The sequence below is a fragment of the Roseateles sp. GW821-FHT03B02 genome, from assembly GCF_059421025.1.
Map to the genome: position 1 here is coordinate 297,744 of NZ_JBWKUV010000006.1, position 17,348 is coordinate 315,091.

Annotated in this window: 13 protein-coding genes; 2 read left to right on the plus strand and 11 right to left on the minus strand. The window is 69.0% G+C overall.

Translation table 11 applies throughout. From position 1 onward, the window contains the following. Nucleotides 1–22: 22 nt before the first annotated feature. The 7 genes from AC07VX_RS18005 to AC07VX_RS18035 form a co-directional block, all read right to left on the minus strand. Nucleotides 23–2,272: a TonB-dependent receptor gene (locus AC07VX_RS18005; protein ID WP_493165534.1), complete on the minus strand. Its 2,250-nt coding sequence runs from the start codon at nt 2,270–2,272 to the stop codon at nt 23–25. A gap of 120 nt (nt 2,273–2,392) precedes the next feature. Further along, on the minus strand, nt 2,393–3,751 hold the full coding sequence (locus tag AC07VX_RS18010) for an MFS transporter (protein ID WP_493165533.1): 1,359 nt from the start codon (nt 3,749–3,751) through the stop codon (nt 2,393–2,395). 78 nt (nt 3,752–3,829) lie between these two features. After that, nucleotides 3,830–5,269 (minus strand): aldehyde dehydrogenase family protein, encoded by a 1,440-nt coding sequence (locus tag AC07VX_RS18015; protein WP_493165532.1) that lies wholly within the window; start codon nt 5,267–5,269, stop codon nt 3,830–3,832. A 1-nt stretch (nt 5,270) separates the two neighbouring features. Then, nucleotides 5,271–6,602, minus strand: coding sequence for a glucarate dehydratase (gene gudD / locus AC07VX_RS18020; protein ID WP_493165531.1), 1,332 nt, complete (start codon nt 6,600–6,602; stop codon nt 5,271–5,273). Between the two features lie 8 nt (nt 6,603–6,610). Beyond that, on the minus strand, nt 6,611–7,573 hold the full coding sequence (locus AC07VX_RS18025; protein WP_493165530.1) for a Bug family tripartite tricarboxylate transporter substrate binding protein: 963 nt from the start codon (nt 7,571–7,573) through the stop codon (nt 6,611–6,613). 35 nt (nt 7,574–7,608) lie between these two features. Further along, nucleotides 7,609–8,520, minus strand: coding sequence for a 5-dehydro-4-deoxyglucarate dehydratase (gene kdgD, locus AC07VX_RS18030; protein ID WP_493165529.1), 912 nt, complete (start codon nt 8,518–8,520; stop codon nt 7,609–7,611). Nucleotides 8,521–8,631: 111 nt separating this feature from the next. After that, nucleotides 8,632–9,357, minus strand: coding sequence for a FadR/GntR family transcriptional regulator (locus AC07VX_RS18035; RefSeq protein WP_493165528.1), 726 nt, complete (start codon nt 9,355–9,357; stop codon nt 8,632–8,634). 117 nt (nt 9,358–9,474) lie between these two features. Between AC07VX_RS18035 and garD the strand changes: the two genes are divergently transcribed. After that, nucleotides 9,475–11,064 carry a galactarate dehydratase gene (gene garD, locus AC07VX_RS18040; protein ID WP_493165527.1) on the plus strand — a complete coding sequence of 530 codons (1,590 nt, stop codon included), beginning with the start codon at nt 9,475–9,477 and terminating at the stop codon, nt 11,062–11,064. Between the two features lie 2 nt (nt 11,065–11,066). On the opposite strand, the gene AC07VX_RS18045 is transcribed toward garD, so the two are convergent. Continuing rightward, complete coding sequence (locus tag AC07VX_RS18045) at nt 11,067–11,867, minus strand: class II glutamine amidotransferase (RefSeq protein ID WP_493165526.1); 801 nt, start codon at nt 11,865–11,867, stop codon at nt 11,067–11,069. Nucleotides 11,868–12,038: 171 nt separating this feature from the next. On the opposite strand from AC07VX_RS18045, the gene AC07VX_RS18050 reads away from it, so the two are divergent. Next, nucleotides 12,039–12,992, plus strand: coding sequence for a tripartite tricarboxylate transporter substrate binding protein (locus tag AC07VX_RS18050; RefSeq protein WP_493165525.1), 954 nt, complete (start codon nt 12,039–12,041; stop codon nt 12,990–12,992). Here the strand turns inward: AC07VX_RS18050 and AC07VX_RS18055 are convergent. From AC07VX_RS18055 to AC07VX_RS18065, 3 genes are read right to left on the minus strand one after another with little or no spacing between them, the layout of a single operon-like run. After that, on the minus strand, nt 12,989–13,987 hold the full coding sequence (locus tag AC07VX_RS18055) for a glycoside hydrolase family 5 protein (protein ID WP_493165524.1): 999 nt from the start codon (nt 13,985–13,987) through the stop codon (nt 12,989–12,991). The two genes, AC07VX_RS18050 and AC07VX_RS18055, sit on opposite strands and share 4 nt — an antisense overlap. Beyond that, on the minus strand, nt 13,984–15,207 hold the full coding sequence (locus AC07VX_RS18060; RefSeq protein ID WP_493165523.1) for an AGE family epimerase/isomerase: 1,224 nt from the start codon (nt 15,205–15,207) through the stop codon (nt 13,984–13,986). Before AC07VX_RS18060 ends, AC07VX_RS18055 begins: the two co-directional genes overlap by 4 nt. Then, a complete protein-coding gene (locus AC07VX_RS18065; RefSeq protein WP_493165800.1) occupies nt 15,204–17,309 on the minus strand; it encodes a GDSL-type esterase/lipase family protein in 2,106 nt (701 codons plus the stop codon). Before AC07VX_RS18065 ends, AC07VX_RS18060 begins: the two co-directional genes overlap by 4 nt. Nucleotides 17,310–17,348 lie beyond the last annotated feature (39 nt).

The window sequence follows — 17,348 nt, forward strand, 5'->3', positions numbered from 1 at the left end:
ATCGCGTCCCGCCGGGGCAGGCTCAGAACTCGGCCTTGGCCGACAGCTGCCAGCTGCGTGGCGCCTGGAAGGTGTACTGGTCGTACCTGGCCACCTTGGCGGGGCTGATGGACGTGACGTCCTGCCTGTTCATCAGATTGAAGACGTTGAGCTGAAGCTTCAGCCCCTGCACGCCCCAGCCCAGGCCGGTGAAGCGGTAGGACATGCTGAGGTCGGTGTTGGTCGTGGCGGCGATGCGGTAGGTGTCGTACGCGGCCGGGTTGGCCGCGTCGTAGTCCTGCTGGTAGCTGCGCCCGGTGCGCTTGAAGATCAGCGAGGCGCCCCAGGGGCCGCTGTTGTAGAGCGCGCCCAGCGCCGCCGTCATGTCAGGGGCCCCGGCAATGGTCCTGCCCGTGTCGTTGGCGGTGGCCTTGTTGAGCGAGCCGTTCACATAGGCTGCGATGCCGTTGCCGATCAGCCAGGTGGCCTGGCCTTCCACGCCCTTGTAGACCGCGCCGCCGATGTTGACGTAGGCCGCTGCTGTGCCGCCCAGGCCGTTGGACACGTACTTGTTCGTGAAATCGATCTTGTAGAGGTCGACGTCCCAGGTCAGCGCGGCGCCCTTGCCGACGATGCCGATCTGGTAGTTGGTGGACTTCTGCGGGTCGCTGCTGTTCTTGGTCGGGTCGGCGATGTAGAAGGACTTCAGGTCGGGGATCTGAAAGCCCTTGGCGACCTGCGCGTAGGTGGCCAGGTCGTGTCCCAGGCGCTGGTTCAGCGTCAGGAACGGCAGGTTGGCGCTGTAGAGAACGCTGGCGTTCTGCGGCAGGCGTGTCGACTGGTTGACCTGGGCGCTGACCGAGCGCGTGATGTCCACGTGCTTGAAGCCCGGCGTGATGGTGGTGCCCTGCAGGGGCTCCCACTCGAATTCGGCATAGGGCTGGAAGGACGAGATCCTCGACTGCTGGTCGAACAGCACGCTCGGGTTCTGCACCGGCGCCGGCTTGGTCTCGCGGGGGTCGCGCACGCCCAGGGTCAGGTCGAGGTCGTACTGGTGGCGGTCGGTGTCGGAGCTTTCTGCCCAGACGCCGGCGCGCAGCAGGCCGGCGTCAAGCTGCGTCTCGGTGCGGAAGATGCCGCCCAGCACGCGGTACTTGTTCTGCTTGTCGATGCCGGGGATGTCGAGGTTGCCCTTGGCGCCGGCCTTGGTGCCCGGGGCGGTGGCACCGGTGGGGTCGGTGGACGAGATGGTCTGGTTGTCGTAGCTGTAGGTATAGGCCTGGGCCTCCGTCGAGAAGGCGGCCGACCAGCGCGAGCGCAGGCGCAGGTATTCGAAGTCCGTCGCCTTGGCGGTGTGGTTGAAGCCGGCGTAGTTGAAGCTGGACGGGTCGTCGTTGAGGCTGTAGTTCTTGCCGTACTGCGCCACCTGCTCCAGCGTCGGGCCCTTGCTGTTGTCGGGCTGCACGTAGTGGATGCGGTTGACGGACATGAAACCGGTCAGCGTGTGGTCGGCCGACAGCGGCAGGTCCACCTTCAGCGTCACGTTGTTGCTGCCGATGCGGTTGCCGCTCAGGTAGCCGTCGGAAGACAGTCGCTGCACGTTGAGCTGCACCGTCGCCTTGTTGAACCCGGCGAGCTGGCCGCTCTCCAGCGCGACACCCAGCAGTCGGGTGTTCCATGTGCCGAAGGACGAGAACACGCTGCCGCCGGCCTGCTTGCCCGCCTGCTTGGAGAACAGGTTCAGCGAGCCGCCGAAGGTGGCGAAGCCGAGGTTGCTGGCGTTGCCAGGGCCGCGCTCGACGACCGCACCGCCGATGACGGCGCCGGGGAAGAAGGAGGTGGAATGGTGGGCGGGATTGTTGGTGTCGCCCCAGGGGATACCGTCAAAGGTGATGTTGTACTGGTCGTCACTGAAGCCACGCAGCGTGGTCTTGGTCTCCGACAGGCCGGGGCCGTTGGCCGAGTCGCCCGACACGCTCGGCGCGATGGCGACGATGCGGCTGTACTCGGCCGTGGGCGCGACCGACTGCTCGATGAACTCGCGCGTGATGACCGATTGCGGCTGTGTGGCCGTCAGGCTGGCCTGCGTGGGCGCGACCGCCGAGGCGGTGTCCTTTTCCTTGCGGTAGGCGCCGGACTGGGCCGACACGATGACCGGCTCCAGCGTGACGGTGTCGGCGGCGGGCCTGGCCGCTTCGGCGGCCTGGGCGCCGGGGGACAGCACCAGGCCCGCGAGTGCGAGGCCGTGGGCGAGGGGAAGCAGGGCGAGGGGAGTCGTCGGGCGCTGGCGCATGAAGAGGCTCTTCTGGCGGCGAATGGCCGCAGTGGATGAACCTCGCAGGCTAGGAATGCCGCATGAAAGACCCGTGACTCCCGCTTGCACCAGGCTTGCTGCACGGTGCGCGCGGCGTGCCTACTTTCGCAGCTCGAAGCGCCTGATGTCGCCGACGACGAAGAGATAGCAGCACACGGCCACCAGCGCATTGGCCGCGACGAACACGAGCGCCGCGTTGAACGAGCCCGTGCCCTTGATCAGGTAGCCGATGACGATGGGCGTCGTGATGCCGGCCGTATTGCCGAAGGTGTTGAACAGTGCGCCGGAGAGGCCCGAGATTTCCTTGGGCGAGGTGTCGGACACGACGGCCCAACCGAGCGCCCCGAGGCCCTTGCCGAAGAAGGCCAGCGACATGATGGCCACGACCACGGCGGCGCTGTCCACGTAGTTGCACAGGATCATGGAGGTGGACAGCAGCATGCCGATGACGATGGGCGTCTTGCGCGCCACGGTCAGCGTCTTGCCGCGGCGCAGCAGGCCGTCGGAGATCAGCCCGCCCAGCACGCCGCCGGCAAAGCCGCAGATGGCCGGCAGCGCCGCGACGAAGCCGGCGTTGAGGATGGACATGCCGCGCTCCTTGACCAGGTAGACGGGGAACCAGGTCAGGAAGAAATAGGTCAGCGTCGTGATGCAGTACTGGCCCACGTAGACGCCCATCAGCATGCGGTTGGACAGCAGCTGCTTGATGTAGCCGAGCTTGGGGCTGTTGGGCGCGAAGCTGCGGCTTTGCGTGCCGGGCTGGTCCATGTGCACCAGCGCGCCGCCGGCGGCGATGTAGTCCAGCTCGGCGGCATTGACGCCAGGGTGGGTCTTGGGCGTGTAGACGGTCTTCATCCACACGACGCTCAGCGCGATGCCCAGCAGGCCCATGACGACAAAGACGGCCGGCCAGCCGTAGCTGTGCGTGATCCAGCCCATCAGCGGCGCGAACAGCACGGTCGCGAAATACTGGGCCGAGTTGAAGATGGCCGAGGCCGTGCCACGCTCGCTGGCGGGGAACCAGGACGCCACGATGCGGCCGTTGGCCGGGAAGGACGGCGCTTCGGCTGCGCCGACGAGGAAGCGCAGCGCGAACAGCGTGACCACCGCCAGGCCGACGTTGGCCGTGATGAAGCTGATGCCGCCCTGCAGCAGCGTGAAGACGGACCACAGGCAGATGCTGGCCGCGTAGACCAGCTTGGAGCCGAAGCGGTCCAGCAGCCAGCCGCCGGGCAGCTGGGCGATGACGTAGGACCAGCCGAACGCCGAGAAGATGTAGCCCATGGTCACCGCGTCTATGCCCAGTTCCTTGGAGAGCGCCGGGCCGGCGATGGAGAGGGTGGCGCGATCGGCGTAGTTGATCGTCGTGACGACGAAGAGCATGGCAAGAATCGCGAAGCGCTTCTTCGTTCGGGTGGCGCTGGCGGCATGGGCCAGCGAGGCGGTGGCGGTGGTCATGGTGTGTCTCCGGGCAATGCAGCGGCTGCGCCTCTTGCCGGGCGCTGGTGCCGAATGAGTGGGATCAGGCCTGCAGGGTCAGGCTTGTGTGTAGGCCGTCTTCACGGTCGTGTAGAACTCGGCGGCGTGGCGGCCCTGTTCGCGCGGGCCGTAGCTGCTGCCCTTGCGGCCGCCGAAGGGCACGTGATAGTCCACGCCCGCCGTCGGCAGGTTGACCATCACCATGCCGGCCTGCGAGTGGCGCTTGAAGTGGGTGGCGTGCTTCAGCGAGGTCGTCGCGATGCCGGCAGCCAGGCCGAAGGGCGTGTCGTTGGAGAGCTGCAGCGCGTGCTCGTAGTCGCGGGCGCGCAGCACGCTCACGACGGGGCCGAACACTTCCTCGCGGTTGATGCGCATCTCGGGCGTCGTGTCCGTGATCAGGGCCGGCGTCAGGTAGAAGCCCGGCGCGCCGTCGGCGTTGTGCTCGATGCGCTGGCCGCCTTGCACGAGGCGGCCGCCGTCGGCCTTGGCGATGCCGATGTAGTCGACGTCCTGGCCGAGCTGGCTGGCGTCCACCACGGGGCCGATGTCGGTGCCGGCCTTGCGGGCGTCGTCGACCTTCAGCGTCTTCATTTTCTCGACCATGGCGGCGATGAAGCGGTCGTGGATGCCTTCGGTGACGATGAGGCGCGAGGATGCCGTGCAGCGCTGGCCGGTGGAGAAGAAGCCGCTGTTGACGGCGGCGTTGACGGCGACGTTCAGGTCGGCATCGTCCAGCACGACCATCGGGTTCTTGCCGCCCATCTCCAGCTGGAACTTGGCCATGCGGGCCACGCAGGCGGCGGCGACCTTCTGGCCGGTGGCGACCGAGCCGGTGAAGCTGATGGCCGCCACGCGCGGGTCGTTCAGCAGCTTCTCGCCCACCACCGAGCCGCGGCCCATGACGAGATTGAACACGCCGGCCGGCAGGCCCGAGCGCGACAGGATCTCGGCCAGCGCCCAGGCCGAGCCGGGCACCAGGTCGGCCGGCTTGAAGACGACGCAGTTGCCCCAGGCCAGGGCCGGCGCGATCTTCCAGGCGGGAATGGCGATGGGGAAGTTCCACGGCGTGATGAGGCCGACGACGCCGATGGCCTCGCGGGTGACCTCGACGCCGACGCCCGGCCGCACCGACGGCAGGCTCTCGCCGCCGGGGCGCAGCGCCTCGCCGGCAAAGAACTTGAAGATGTTGCCGGCGCGCTGGACCTCGCCGATGGCCTCGGGCAGGGTCTTGCCTTCCTCGCGGGCCAGCAGGTCGCCCAGTTCGACGCGGCGGGCGAGGATCTCGGTGCCGACGGCGTCGAGGATGTCGAAGCGCTGCTGCGGCGTGGACAGGCTCCAGGCCGGGAAGGCGGCCGTCGCGGCCGTGATGGCCAGCTCGGCCTGGGCGGCGTCGGCCTGGGCGTACTCGCCGATCAGGTCGCGCGTGTCGGACGGGTTGATGTTGCGGGAAACGGTGTGGCCGTCCAGCCATTCACCGGCGATCAGATTCTTGTTCATGTCAGCGATCCAGCGCAGGGCGCTTGGGGTTGAAGGTCCAGCCGGGGATGAGGTATTGCATCGCGATCGCGTCGTCGCGCGCGCCCAGGCCATGCTGCCTGTATAGCGCATGCGCCTTTTCCACCTCGGCCATGTCGAGTTCCACGCCCAGGCCAGGCTTCAAAGGCACCTGCACATGGCCTCCGACGATCTGCAGCGGGTCTTTCGTCAGGCGCTGGCCGTCCTGCCAGATCCAGTGGGTGTCGATGGCCGTGACCTTGCCGGGCGCGGCGGCGCCGACATGGGTGAACATGGCCAGCGAGATGTCGAAGTGGTTGTTGGAGTGCGAACCCCAGGTCAGCCCCCAGTCGCGGCAGGTCTGCGCCACGCGCACCGAGCCGGCCATGGTCCAGAAATGCGGGTCGGCCAGCGGGATGTCCACGCTCTGCAGCGACAGCGCGTGGCTCAGCTGGCGCCAGTCGGTGGCGACCATGTTGGTGGCCGTCGGCAGGCCGGTGGCGCGGCGGAACTCGGCCATGACCTCGCGGCCGGAGAAGCCCTCCTCGGCGCCGCAGGGGTCTTCGGCGTAGGCCAGCACGCCCTTCATGTCGCGCATCAGGCGGATGGCGTCCTTGAGCAGCCAGCCGCCGTTGGGGTCCAGCGTCACGCGGGCCCCGGGGAAGCGCTCGTGCAGCGCGCGGATGGCCTCGACCTCCTCGTCGCCGCGCAGCACGCCGCCCTTCAACTTGAAGTCGTTGAAGCCGTAGCGCTCGCGTGCCGCCTCGGCGAGCTTGACGATCGCCTCGGGCGTCAGCGCGACTTCGTGGCGCAGGCGGCTCCAGGCGTTGTCGGCACCGGGCTCGCAGGCGTAGGGCAGGTCGGTCTTGTTGCGGTCGCCGACGTAGAAGAGGTAGCCCAGCATCTCGACCGAGTCGCGCTGCTGGCCTTCGCCGAGCAGGGCGGCGACCGGCACGCCGAGGTGCTGGCCGAGCAGGTCCAGGAAAGCCGACTCGATGGCCGTGGCCGCGTGGATCGTGGTGCGCAGGTCGAAGGTCTGCAGGCCGCGGCCGCCGGCGTCGCGGTCGGCAAAGGCCTGGCTGATCTTCTGCAGCACGCTCAGGTGCGAGCCAACCGGCTGGCCGACGACCAGCTGGCGTGCGTCTTCCAGCGTCTGGCGGATCTTCTCGCCGCCGGGCACCTCGCCGACGCCGGTGTTGCCGGCGCTGTCGGTCAGGATCAGCAGGTTGCGCGTGAAGAAGGGCGCGTGGGCGCCGCTGAGGTTGAGCAGCATGCTGTCGCGCCCGGCGACCGGGATGACACGCAGCTCTTGGATGACAGGGGTGGAACTGCTCATGGAGAACTTCAATCGGCCGTAATTTTTCGTTCGGTGATGACCTTCTTCCAGCGATCGAACTCGGCGTGCTGGAAGGCGGTGAACTGCTCGGGGGTGTTGCCGACGATCTCGAAGCCCTGCTCGATGAGCTTGGGTTTCACGTCGGGCGCGTTCAGCGTGGCGACTATTGCCGAGTGCAGCCTGGCCTTGATGTCGGCGGGCAGGCCCTTGGGCGCCGCCACGGCCTGCCACGAGTAGACCTGCAGGCCCTTGATGCCCAGCTCGTCCATGGTCGGCACATCGGGCTGCACCGGCGAGCGCTTGGCACTCGTGATGCCCAGCGCGCGCAGCTTGCCGGCCTTGATCTGCGGCAGCGCGGTGTTGATGTTCATGAAGCTGGCGTCCACCTGGTTGCCCAGCAGGTCGGTCATGACCGGGCCGCCGCCCTTGTAGGGGATGTGCAGGCCGGTGGTGCCGGTCTGCTGCCAGAACAGTTCGGCCGTGATGTGGTCGCTGGAGCCGTTGCCCGAGGAGGCGAAGCTCATCTTCTCGGGATTGGCCTTCAGGAAGGCCAGCACCTCGGCCATGGTCTTGTGCGGCGACGCGGCCGGTACGACCAGCACATTGGGCGCCTGCACGGCGACGCTGATGAAGTCCAGGTCCTTGGTGGGGTCGTAGCCGATGTTCTTCAGCAGATGCGGACCGATGACCAGCGGGCCCAGCGACGAGACAAGGATGGTGTAGCCGTCCGGCGCGGAGCGCTTGACGGCCGCCGTGCCGATGGTGCCGCCGGCGCCGCCGCGGTTGTCGACGACGAAGCTGGCGCCGAGCTTCTCCTGCAGCTTGTTGCCAAGCAGCCGGGCGATGGCGTCGGTGGAGCCACCCGGCGGGAAGGGCACGAGCAGGGTCACGGGCTTGGCAGGCCAGGCCTGGGCCATGGCGCCGGTGGCTGCGGCGAGGCTCAGCAGCACGGAGGTCAGCAGTCGCTTCATCGGTTGTCTCCTGGTGTCGTTATGGAAGGAAGAACTTATTGCGGGCCGAGCTTGGAGATCAGTGCGCCGAGCTGGTCCACCTCGGCGGGCAGCAGGTCCGACAGCGGCGGGCGAACCGGGCCGGCGCCGTGGCCGACAAGGGTGGCGCCGGCCTTCACGATGGACACGGCGTAGCCCTCGCCCTTGTTGCGGATGGCCAGGTAGGGCAGGAAGAAGTCGCGGATCAGGCGGTCGCAGGTGGCCGTGTCATTGGCGGCATGGGCGTTGTAGAACTCCATGGCGGTCTTCGGGATGAAGTTGAAGACGGCGGAGGAGTAGACCGGGCAGCCCATGGCCTTGTAGGCACCGGCAAACACCTCGGCGGTGGGCAGGCCGCCCAGGTAGGCGAAGCGCTCGCCCAGCGTCTGGCGGATGGCGACGAACTTCTCGATGTCCCCCAGGCCGTCCTTGAAGCCGATGAGGTTGGGGCAGCGGTCGGCCAGCACCTGCAGGCTCTGCGGCGTCAGCTTGCAGGCGCCGCGGTTGTAGACGACGACGCCGAACTTGACGCTCCTGCAGACGGCCTCGACGTGGGCGATCAGGCCTTCCTGGCTGGCTTCGGTCAGGTAGTGGGGCAGCAGCAGGATGCCCTGCGCACCCAGGCGCTCGGCCTCCTGCGCGTACTGGATGGCCACGCGGGTGCCACCACCGGCGCCGGCAAGAATGGGCGTGCGGCCGCGGCAGGTGTCCAGCGCGACCTTGATGATGTCGGTGTACTCGCCCGGCTCCAGCGAGAAGAACTCACCCGTGCCACCGGCGGCGAACAGGGCCGAGGCGCCATAGGGCTGCAGCCACTCCAGGCGGTCGGCATAGGCCTTGGGGGCGAAGTTCAGCTGGGCGTCGAAATCGGTCAGCGGGAAGGACAGCAGGCCGGCTTGCAGGACGGCTTTGAGTTCTTGGGGCGACATGGGCGGGTCTCCGTGGCGTTGGGATGAGATAAGTTGTAGGTCATCGTACAACTTCAATCAAATCCTGCGAGACTGGGGATAACCCGAATTTGGCGGTGCTTTACGCGACGCTCAGCCAGCTTCCGCCTGGGCGCGGCGGCGGCGCTCGCGGCTGTTGCTGAGGTGGGTGCGCATCGCGGCGCGGGCCGACTCGACGTCCTGGCTGGTGATGGCGTCGAGGATGTTCTCGTGCTCGGTGTTCACGCGCCGCATGTAGGCCAGTCGTTCGGCACTCATGTCCGCCGCCGGTTCCAGACGGGCGCGCGGGATGATCTGGGCACCCAGCGTCGCCATCAGGTCGGCGAAGTGGCTGTTCTGCGTCGCCCGGGCGATCTCCAGGTGGAACTGGAAGTCGGCCGCGACCGAGTCCTGGCCGGCCTCCACCGCGGCGATGACCGCGTCCAGCGCCTTGCGCAGGGCGACAAGGTTGGCTTCGCTGCGGCGCTGGGCGGCCAGGCCAGCGGCCTCGGTTTCCAGGCCGATGCGCAGCTCCAGCACGGCGATGACGTCCTGCAGCGTTCCGAACTGCTCGGGCGTGATCTTGAACGAGGGCCCGTCGCCCGGCCCGATGACGAACGTGCCGATGCCGTGGCGCGTCTCGACCAGCCCCGCGGCCTGCAGCTTGGAGATGGCCTCGCGCACGACCGTGCGGCTGACCTCGAACTCCTCCATGATGGCCGCCTCGGTGGGCAGCTTGTCCCCGGCCTGCAGCTGGCCCGCGCGGATGCGGTCGCCGAGCGAGTCGACCAGTTCGAGGGCCAGCGTGCGAGGGCGGCGGCGGGGGATGGGGGCGTGCATTCGCGGGTTTTCCCGGGGTGTTGAAGCTGGCAGGGCGTCTAAAGTGAGGCAAGTTGTACGACAACTAGACGACGTACAACAAGACTTGTTCGCACTTTAGCCACTCCGACGCCGGATATGAATGCCGTTTCCCCCCGCCCCCCGCTGACGCTGCGCATGCGCGCCGAGGACAACGTCGCCATCGTCGCCAACGACGGCGGCCTGCCCGAGGGCACGCGTCTGCCACAGGGTGTGCCCGGCGCCGGGCTGATGTTGCGCGACAAGGTGCCGCAGGGCCACAAGGTTGCTCTGCGAGACATCGCCGAGGGCGAGGTGGTGCTGCGCTACGCCGTGCCCATCGGCTACGCCCTCAAGCCCATCCCGGCCGGCAGCTGGGTGCACGAGCGGCTGCTGCAGATGCCGTCGGCCCGCGCACTGGAGGGCTTGCCCGTCGCCACCGTGAAGCCTCCTGTCGTCGAGCCTCTCACGGGCTACACCTTCGAGGGCTATCGCAACGCCGACGGCTCGGTGGGCACGCGCAACATCCTTGCCATCACCACCACCGTGCAATGCGTGGCGGGTGTTGTCGCCCAGGCGGTGGCGCGCATCAAGGCCGAGCTGCTGCCGCTCTACCCCAACGTCGACGACGTCATCGGCCTGGAGCACAGCTATGGCTGCGGCGTGGCCATCGATGCGCCGGACGCCGTCATCCCCATCCGCACGCTCAGGAACATCTCGCTGAACCCCAACTTCGGCGGCGAGGTGATGGTGGTGAGCCTGGGCTGCGAGAAGCTGCAGCCCGCACGCCTGCTGCCGCCGGGGTCCTTTGCGATCGTGGACGAGCGCGATCCCGAGGCTGGCCCGGAAACGATCTGCCTGCAGGACGATGCCCACGTGGGCTTCATGTCCATGCTCGACGACATCGTGCAGAGCGCGAAGCCGCATCTGGAGCGCCTGAACGCCCGCCGCCGCGAGACGGTGCCGGCCAGCGAACTGGTCGTAGGCGTGCAGTGCGGTGGCAGCGACGCCTTCTCCGGCGTGACGGCCAACCCGGCCGTGGGTTTCTGCGCGGACCTGCTGGTGCGCGCCGGCGCCACCATCATGTTCAGCGAGAACACCGAGGTGCGCGATGCCGTCGAGCAGCTCACCAGCCGCGCGGCCACGCCCGAGGTGGCCGACGCCATCATCCGCGAGCTGGGCTGGTACGACCGCTACCTGGACCGCGGCCGCGTCGACCGCTCAGCCAACACCACGCCCGGCAACAAGGCCGGTGGCCTGTCCAACATCGCCGAGAAGGCGATGGGCTCCATCATCAAGAGCGGCAGCTCGGCCATCTCGCATGTGCTGGCACCGGGCGACAAGCTGAGGCGCGACCAGCGCGGGCTGGTCTACGCAGCCACGCCGGCCAGCGACTTCATCTGCGGCACGCTGCAGCTCGCCGCCGGCATGAACCTGCACATCTTCACCACCGGCCGCGGCACGCCCTACGGCCTGGCCGAGTGTCCGGTCGTCAAGGTCGCGACGCGCACCGACCTGGCGCGCCGCTGGCACGACCTGATGGACATCAACGCCGGCAAGATCGCCGACGGCGAGGCGACCATCGAGGAGACGGGCTGGGCCATGTTCCGGCTGCTGCTGGACGTCGCCAGCGGCCGCAAGAAGACCTGGGCCGAACACTGGAAGCTGCACAACAGCCTGGTGCTGTTCAACCCCGCGCCGGTGACCTGAACTCAGGCGGCGGCCAGCGCCGTCAGGCCTTCGCTCAGAAACACGCACTCGCCGTCCGCAAACACGCGCACCTCGCCGGGCGCAAACGCTGCCCAAGCCTCGCCGTGGGTCAGCGGCTCGGTGGACACCAGGGCCATGCGATCGGCCGGGTTGTTGACGGTGGCGAGGTCCACGCTGAGGTCGCCGTCGCGCAGGGCCACTTGCCCGAAGGGCGGGCTGCGCTGCAGCCAGTGCAGCCTGGTGGACGCATGGGCCAGCATCGCGCGGCCGTCGGTCAGCAGCAGGTTGAAGCGGCCGTGTTCGGCGACTTCGTGGATCCAGGGCGTCAGCGTGGCGGCAAGTTCGGGCCAGTCGGGCAGCCCGGCGCCGAAGCGCTGCTGCAGACGCTGCATCAGCCAGCAGAAGGCGCGCTCGCTGTCGGTCTGGCCGGCGGGCATGAAGCTGCCGTCCAGCGCGGGGTGGAAGTCCTTCAGGTCGCCGTTGTGGGCGAAGACCCAGGTGCGGCCCGCCCATTCGCGGCGGAAGGGGTGGCAGTTCTCCATCGCACGCACGCCCTGGGTGGCCTTGCGGATGTGGGCCAGGATGTTGCGGGCGCGCACCGGATGGTGGCCCAGGTGGCGGGCCAGCGCGGACTCGGCGGCCGGGCTGTCCTCCACGGTGACCTCGCAGCGCTCGCCTTCGTGGAAGGCCACGCCCCAGCCGTCGACATGGTCTGCGGTGCGCCCGCCGCGGGCGGCAAAGCCGCTCAGCGAGAAGGTGGCGGCGGCCGGCTGGCGGCTGTTGAGGGCGAAAAGCTCACACATCGGACGAGGGCGGAAGCTGTCTGTGCTGGTTGCAACGCCGCCAGTCTGACGTGGGATGACAGGATTTCAAACAAAGCTTTCGTCATCTGCTTATGCCTGTGCGGGTTGTCACGTTGCTCAGCCCCCGCAGCCGCGGGGTAGGCTCGGCCGCATCCATTGCGGGAGACCGTCTTGACCAAGCTCTTCATCGCCGCCGCCTTGCTGGCGGCCTTCGGCGCCCAGGCCCAGGAGGCCGGCTGGCCTTCCAAGCCCCTCCACTTCGTCGTGCCCTTCGGCCCGGGAGGCGCCAACGACATCGTCGCGCGCACGGTGGCCGAGGCCACGGCCAAGCAGCTGGGCCAGCCCATCGTCATCGAGAACAAGCCGGGTGCTGGCTCCATGATTGGCGCGGCCTACGTGGCCAAGGCGGCGCCCGACGGCTACACCTTCCTCACGCCGGCTGCCGGCGTCATCACCAACGCGTTGATCAAGACGCGCATGCCCTATGCCGAGGACGACCTCGTGCCCGTCGTCATGATGGCCGTCAGCCCCTCGGTCGTCGTCGTGCCGGGGGATTCGCCGGTGAAGGACCTCAAGGGGCTGATCGCCGCGTCGAAGAAGGGCGCGGGCCTGAACTTCGCGACGGCCGGCACCGGCAGCACGCCGCATTTCGTGGCCGAGATGCTCAAGCTCAAGGCCGGCGCCAAGCTGCAGATCGTGCCTTTCAAGAGCGGCTCCGAGGGCATGGCCGCCGTCGTCGGCAACCAGGTCGATGCGACTTCCGAGGCCAGCCCCGTCGTGCTGTCCATGGTCAAGGCGGGCAAGCTCAAGGCCGTGGCGTCGACCTGGAACCGCCGCATCGCGGCCCTGCCGGATCTGCCCACCGCCCAGGAGCAGGGCTTCAGCGATGTCTTCATCGGCCACTGGTCGGGCGTGTTCGCGCCCAAGGGCACGCCCGAGGCCATCCTCGACAAGCTCAACGCCGCGGTGAACGCGGCCCTGAAGACGAGCGAGCTGCGTGCCAAGCTGATCCCGCTGGCCATCGACCCGACGGGTGGCAGCCGCGAGGATTTCCGCAAGTTCCTCGCGGCGGAGAAGACGCGGCTGGCCCCGATCGCCAAGGCCGCACAGATGAAGGAAGACTAGCGGAGGTAGGGCGCCAGCCAGCGCATCTGCGGCTTGTCCTTGCCCTGGCCATCGGGCTCCAGCGACAGGAAGTAGTCGCCCCAGCGCGGGCCGCCGGCCCACCACAGCCAGCCGGTCCAGACGTCGGCATTGGCTTCGAGGTGCTGAAGCGCGCCGGCCACGGCCTGCTCGCAGACGGCGTTGGCGCCGCCGCCCAGTTCGGCCAGCAGGGCGCGGCGCTTGTTGGTCTTGAGCCATGCGGTGAAGCGCTGCAGCCGTTCGGCGCCGATCTGCGGGCTGACGCATTCGGCGTTCGTGCCCGAGCCGTCCTTGTCGAAGTACTGGTGCACCTCGAACACCATGTGGTCCAGCGGATCGCGGACCTTGCCCATGACCTCGGCGTTGGGGGTGCCGTACCAGGTGCTCTCGAACCAGCTCCACGCGCCCGTGTAGCCGTTGCCGGGCAGCGTGATGAGGTTGGTCGCGCCGGTGGCGCGGATCGCATCGATGGCCGCCTGGGCGGCCTGGCCCCAGGTCTCGGTGGGCATGTTGCGCGGCTCGTTGACGAGGCCGAACTGCACGTTGGGGCTGTCCTTGAACTGCCGGGCCAGGCGGCGCCAGAAGTCGGCGAAGGCGGCGATGGGCACCTCGGGCTTGCCGATGTGCACCTCCTTGTAGGCCGCGTAGTTGTGCGGGTCCAGCAGCACATGCAGGCCGCGGGCTGTCGTGCCGTCGACGAACTCGCGCAGGCGGGCCAGCTCCGCGGCGTCCAGCTCGCCCATCAGCGCCGGCTGCAGACGTTCCCAGCGGAAGCCGACACGCATCAGGTTCATGCCCTGGGCCTGGTAGTAGGCCGTGCTGGCCACGGTCGGGTAGACGTAGTCCTTGCCGTAGACGCCGGGGAAGGGCAGCTTCTCGCCCCATTCGGCGCTGGACAGGCTGATGCCGCGCCATTCGAGCGGAGCGGCACTGGCGGCAGTGGCCGCGAGCAGGACGGTGCAGATCAGGGTCTTCATGCGGCTTCCTTGGCCGGAGGGCGAATGCCGAGGGCGGCCAGCACGTCCTGGCAGGCACCCAGGGTGTGGTAGTCGGTCTTGCCCGCAGGGCTTTTTTCGTCGGTGAGCTTCCCGTTGGCGGGCCCGAGGATGCGGTACCAGGCGCCGTGCTCGTGGTCGACGAAGTGCTGCCAGGCATAGGCCCAGATGCTGTCGTACCACTGCCAGTAGGTTTCGTCGCCGGTGCGCACGGCCAGCCATGCCGCAGCGGCGAGGCTCTCCGCCTGGACCCAGAAGTACTTGTCCGCGTCGCAGACCTCGCCGCCGGGGGCAAAGCCGTAGACCAGGCCGCCGTGGCTGGCATCCCAGCCACGCTCCATCGCGGTGTCGAAGAAATGGCGCGCCGTCGGCACCAGCCAGTCGGGGGCCGCTTCTCCCAGGCGCCGCTCCAGCATCAGCAGCAGCTTGGCCCACTCTGTGAGGTGGCCGGTCTGGAAGCCCCAGGGCCGGAAGATGTTGGTCTTGTCGTCGCGGTTGTAGTCCCAGTCGGGCGTCCAGTCGGTCTTGTAGTGCTCCCAGACCAGGCCATCGCCCAGCGCCGCCTGGCGCTGGGCGATGGCGGTGGCCAGTGTCAGCGCTCGGTCGAGGTAGCGGGCCTCGCCGGTGGCAGCGTGGGCGGCCAGCATGGCCTCGCAGGCATGCATGTTGGCGTTCTGGCCGCGGTAGGGGCCGACCTGCCAGTCCGACGTTGCTTCGTCGGCGTACAGGTCGTGGGCTGGTTCCCAGAAGCGCTCCTCCATCAGCGCGAAGGTCGCAGCAATGCCGTCCCTTGCGCCCGGCACGCCAGCCTCGGCGGCATGCGCGTGGGCGAGCAGCACGAAGGCCAGGCCGTAGCAGTGGTTGGTGCCGTCCGTGACGGTGGCGCGGCCGTCCTGCCAGTCCAGCACCCAGGCGTAGCCGCCCTGGGGCTGCGCGTGGGCCTGGTTCACGAAGGCCAGCGCGTGGTCCACGTCCTCCACCGGCCCGCCGAACCAGCGCCAGGCCAGCGCGTGATTGAAGACGAAGCGCGTGCTGCTGACGAGGTGGCGGGTGCGGCAGTCGTAGACCGTGCCGTCGTCCTTGAAGAACTGGAAGCAGCCGCCGGACGGGTCCGTCACGCGCGGCGCGTAGAAGGCCAGCGTGTGGCGCATGTGGGCCCACAGCGCTTCGGGGCGGCGCATGTCGGGAACGGGGAGCGTCATTTCAGTACCTCGGTTTGCAGGAAGCGGGTCAGCTCGTCGGCCATCAGCGCATGGACGTCGATGCGCGGGTGGGCCCAGGCGAAAGCGTCGAAGCGGTAGGACCAGACCTTGCCGTCGCCTTGCGCGCGCAAGGTCTGCACGGCGCGCTGCACGGCATGCGGGATGGCGGGCTGCTCGCGCGGCGCCGACATGCCGCCCATCAGCAGCACGATCTTGGCGTCGGGGTAGCGGCCGCGCAGCTGGCGCACGAAGGCGAGGTAGCGCTCGCCGAAGTCCGCGGCGATGCCCTGCCCCTTGGAGGCAGGGAAGCCGTGGTCGTTCTGGCCGAGGTTGAGCAGCACGACATCAGGCGCGCGCGGGTCGGGCGGGGCGACGGGGGCATCGAGCCTGGGCGCATAGCGGTTCCAGACCTGGGGCATCAGCAGCTCGCCCCAGGTGGCGGTGATGCCGATGCCGCTGACGGCGATGCCGACATAGTCCGCCCCGAGCCGCTCGGCGGTCACCGCGCCATAGGCCCTCGTGCCATCGTGGGGGTAGAGGTCCTCGTACTGGTCTTCGGCCACGTCGCCGTTGCAGGCGCCGGCGGTGATGGAGTCGCCGTAGAACACCAGCTTCAGCGGACGGGCCGGCGGTGGGTCCAGCAGCTTGCCACCCTCGGCCAGGCGCAGGCCGAGGAAGACGGTTTCGGCCATCGGCGCCTCGGTGCGCTTGACCAGGCGCAGCCTGTGCTCGCCCGGCGGCAGCGGTTCGCGCAGCCGCCAGTCGGACGCCGCGTTGCCAGGGGCGGCCAGCCAGTGGCGCCGGCCGTCGATCTCGACGGTGAAGTGGCTGCTGCCCCAGTGCGTGGACTGGAAGCTCAGGCCCAGCTGGGTGCCGGTGAAGCGGGCGCGCAGCTCGCTGCCGCTCCAGGCCAGCAGCTTGCCGGTGCCGGTGTCTGCGATGCGGCCGACCCAGCGCAGCCGGGCGTTGTCAGGCGCGATGAGCTGGGTCGAAAGCGCACCGGGCGCGAAGTCGCTCGCGCGCAGTGCGGCCGGATACAGGCCGGCCGACATGACGGCCAGGAAGCTCGCCGGCCGGCCGCTGCCAGCCCACTCGTCGCGCTTGACGCGCAGCTGCAGCAGATGGGCCGTCGGCTCCAGCCCGCGGCCGGCCACCGTGTAGTGCCAGCCGAGATAGCCCTTGCGCTCGGGCACCTGGCCCTGCAGCGTCACCCAGGGGCCGTCGTCCACGCGGGCTTCGAGGTTGCGGAAATGCTCGCTCTCGGCGTGGAAGACGGCGATCTCGGTGCCGTAGACGAGGAAGCGGGCCTCGCCGTCGTCGGCCCTGCTCTCCCAGCCCGGCTGCTGACCTTTCCATTCGGGGTGTACTTCACCGCCCCGCGCGAAGCCGTGGACCTGGTAGGGCTGGAGGGTGTCGCCGCTCAGCAGGCGCGTGAACTCGTGGGCGCGGCCGAACAGCGGCGCCGGCACGGGCGCGGCCGGGCCGGCCGTGGCGCCGCGCAGCGTCTCGGCCAGGGCGAGCGCGATGCGCTGGTGGCCGGTGGCGTTGGGGTGGACGGGCTCGTCGTAGAGGGCGGTCCAGCGGTCCTGGCCGGCATCGACGCGCGCCTGCATCCAGCGGCCGAAGTCCAGCGACGCGAGGCCGTAGTGGGCGGCCAGCTTCAGCTGGAGGTCGGTCGCGTCGCGCAGCTGGTTGCCCTGCTGGGTCAGGCCCAGCACGACGACGGCGGGCGGCTTCTTCGCGTCCAGCAGCCGGCGCAGGATGGCCTCATAGCTGCTGCCTCGCACGGCCGGGTCCAGCCATTGGTCGTTGACGCCGAACTCGACGACGACCAGGTCGGGCTGGGCGTCCAGCACTTGCGATGCCAGACGCTGCACGCCTGCCGCCGAGTCCGTGCCGCTCACGCCGGCGTTCACGAGCCTGACCCTGGGCCCGAGCGACCTGGCCAGCAACGCCGCCCAGCCGCGCTCGCGCGGGGGCTGGGCGGCATGACCCGTCGTGATGGAGCCGCCGATGGCGGCGAGCGTGATGGATTCGCCGGCCTCCAGTCGCTGCATGACGGCTTGCAGCCGCGAGTCCGCCTGGCTGGCTGCCGGCAGCATCAATGACAAGGCCAACGCAAATCCTTTCAAACCGTTCAT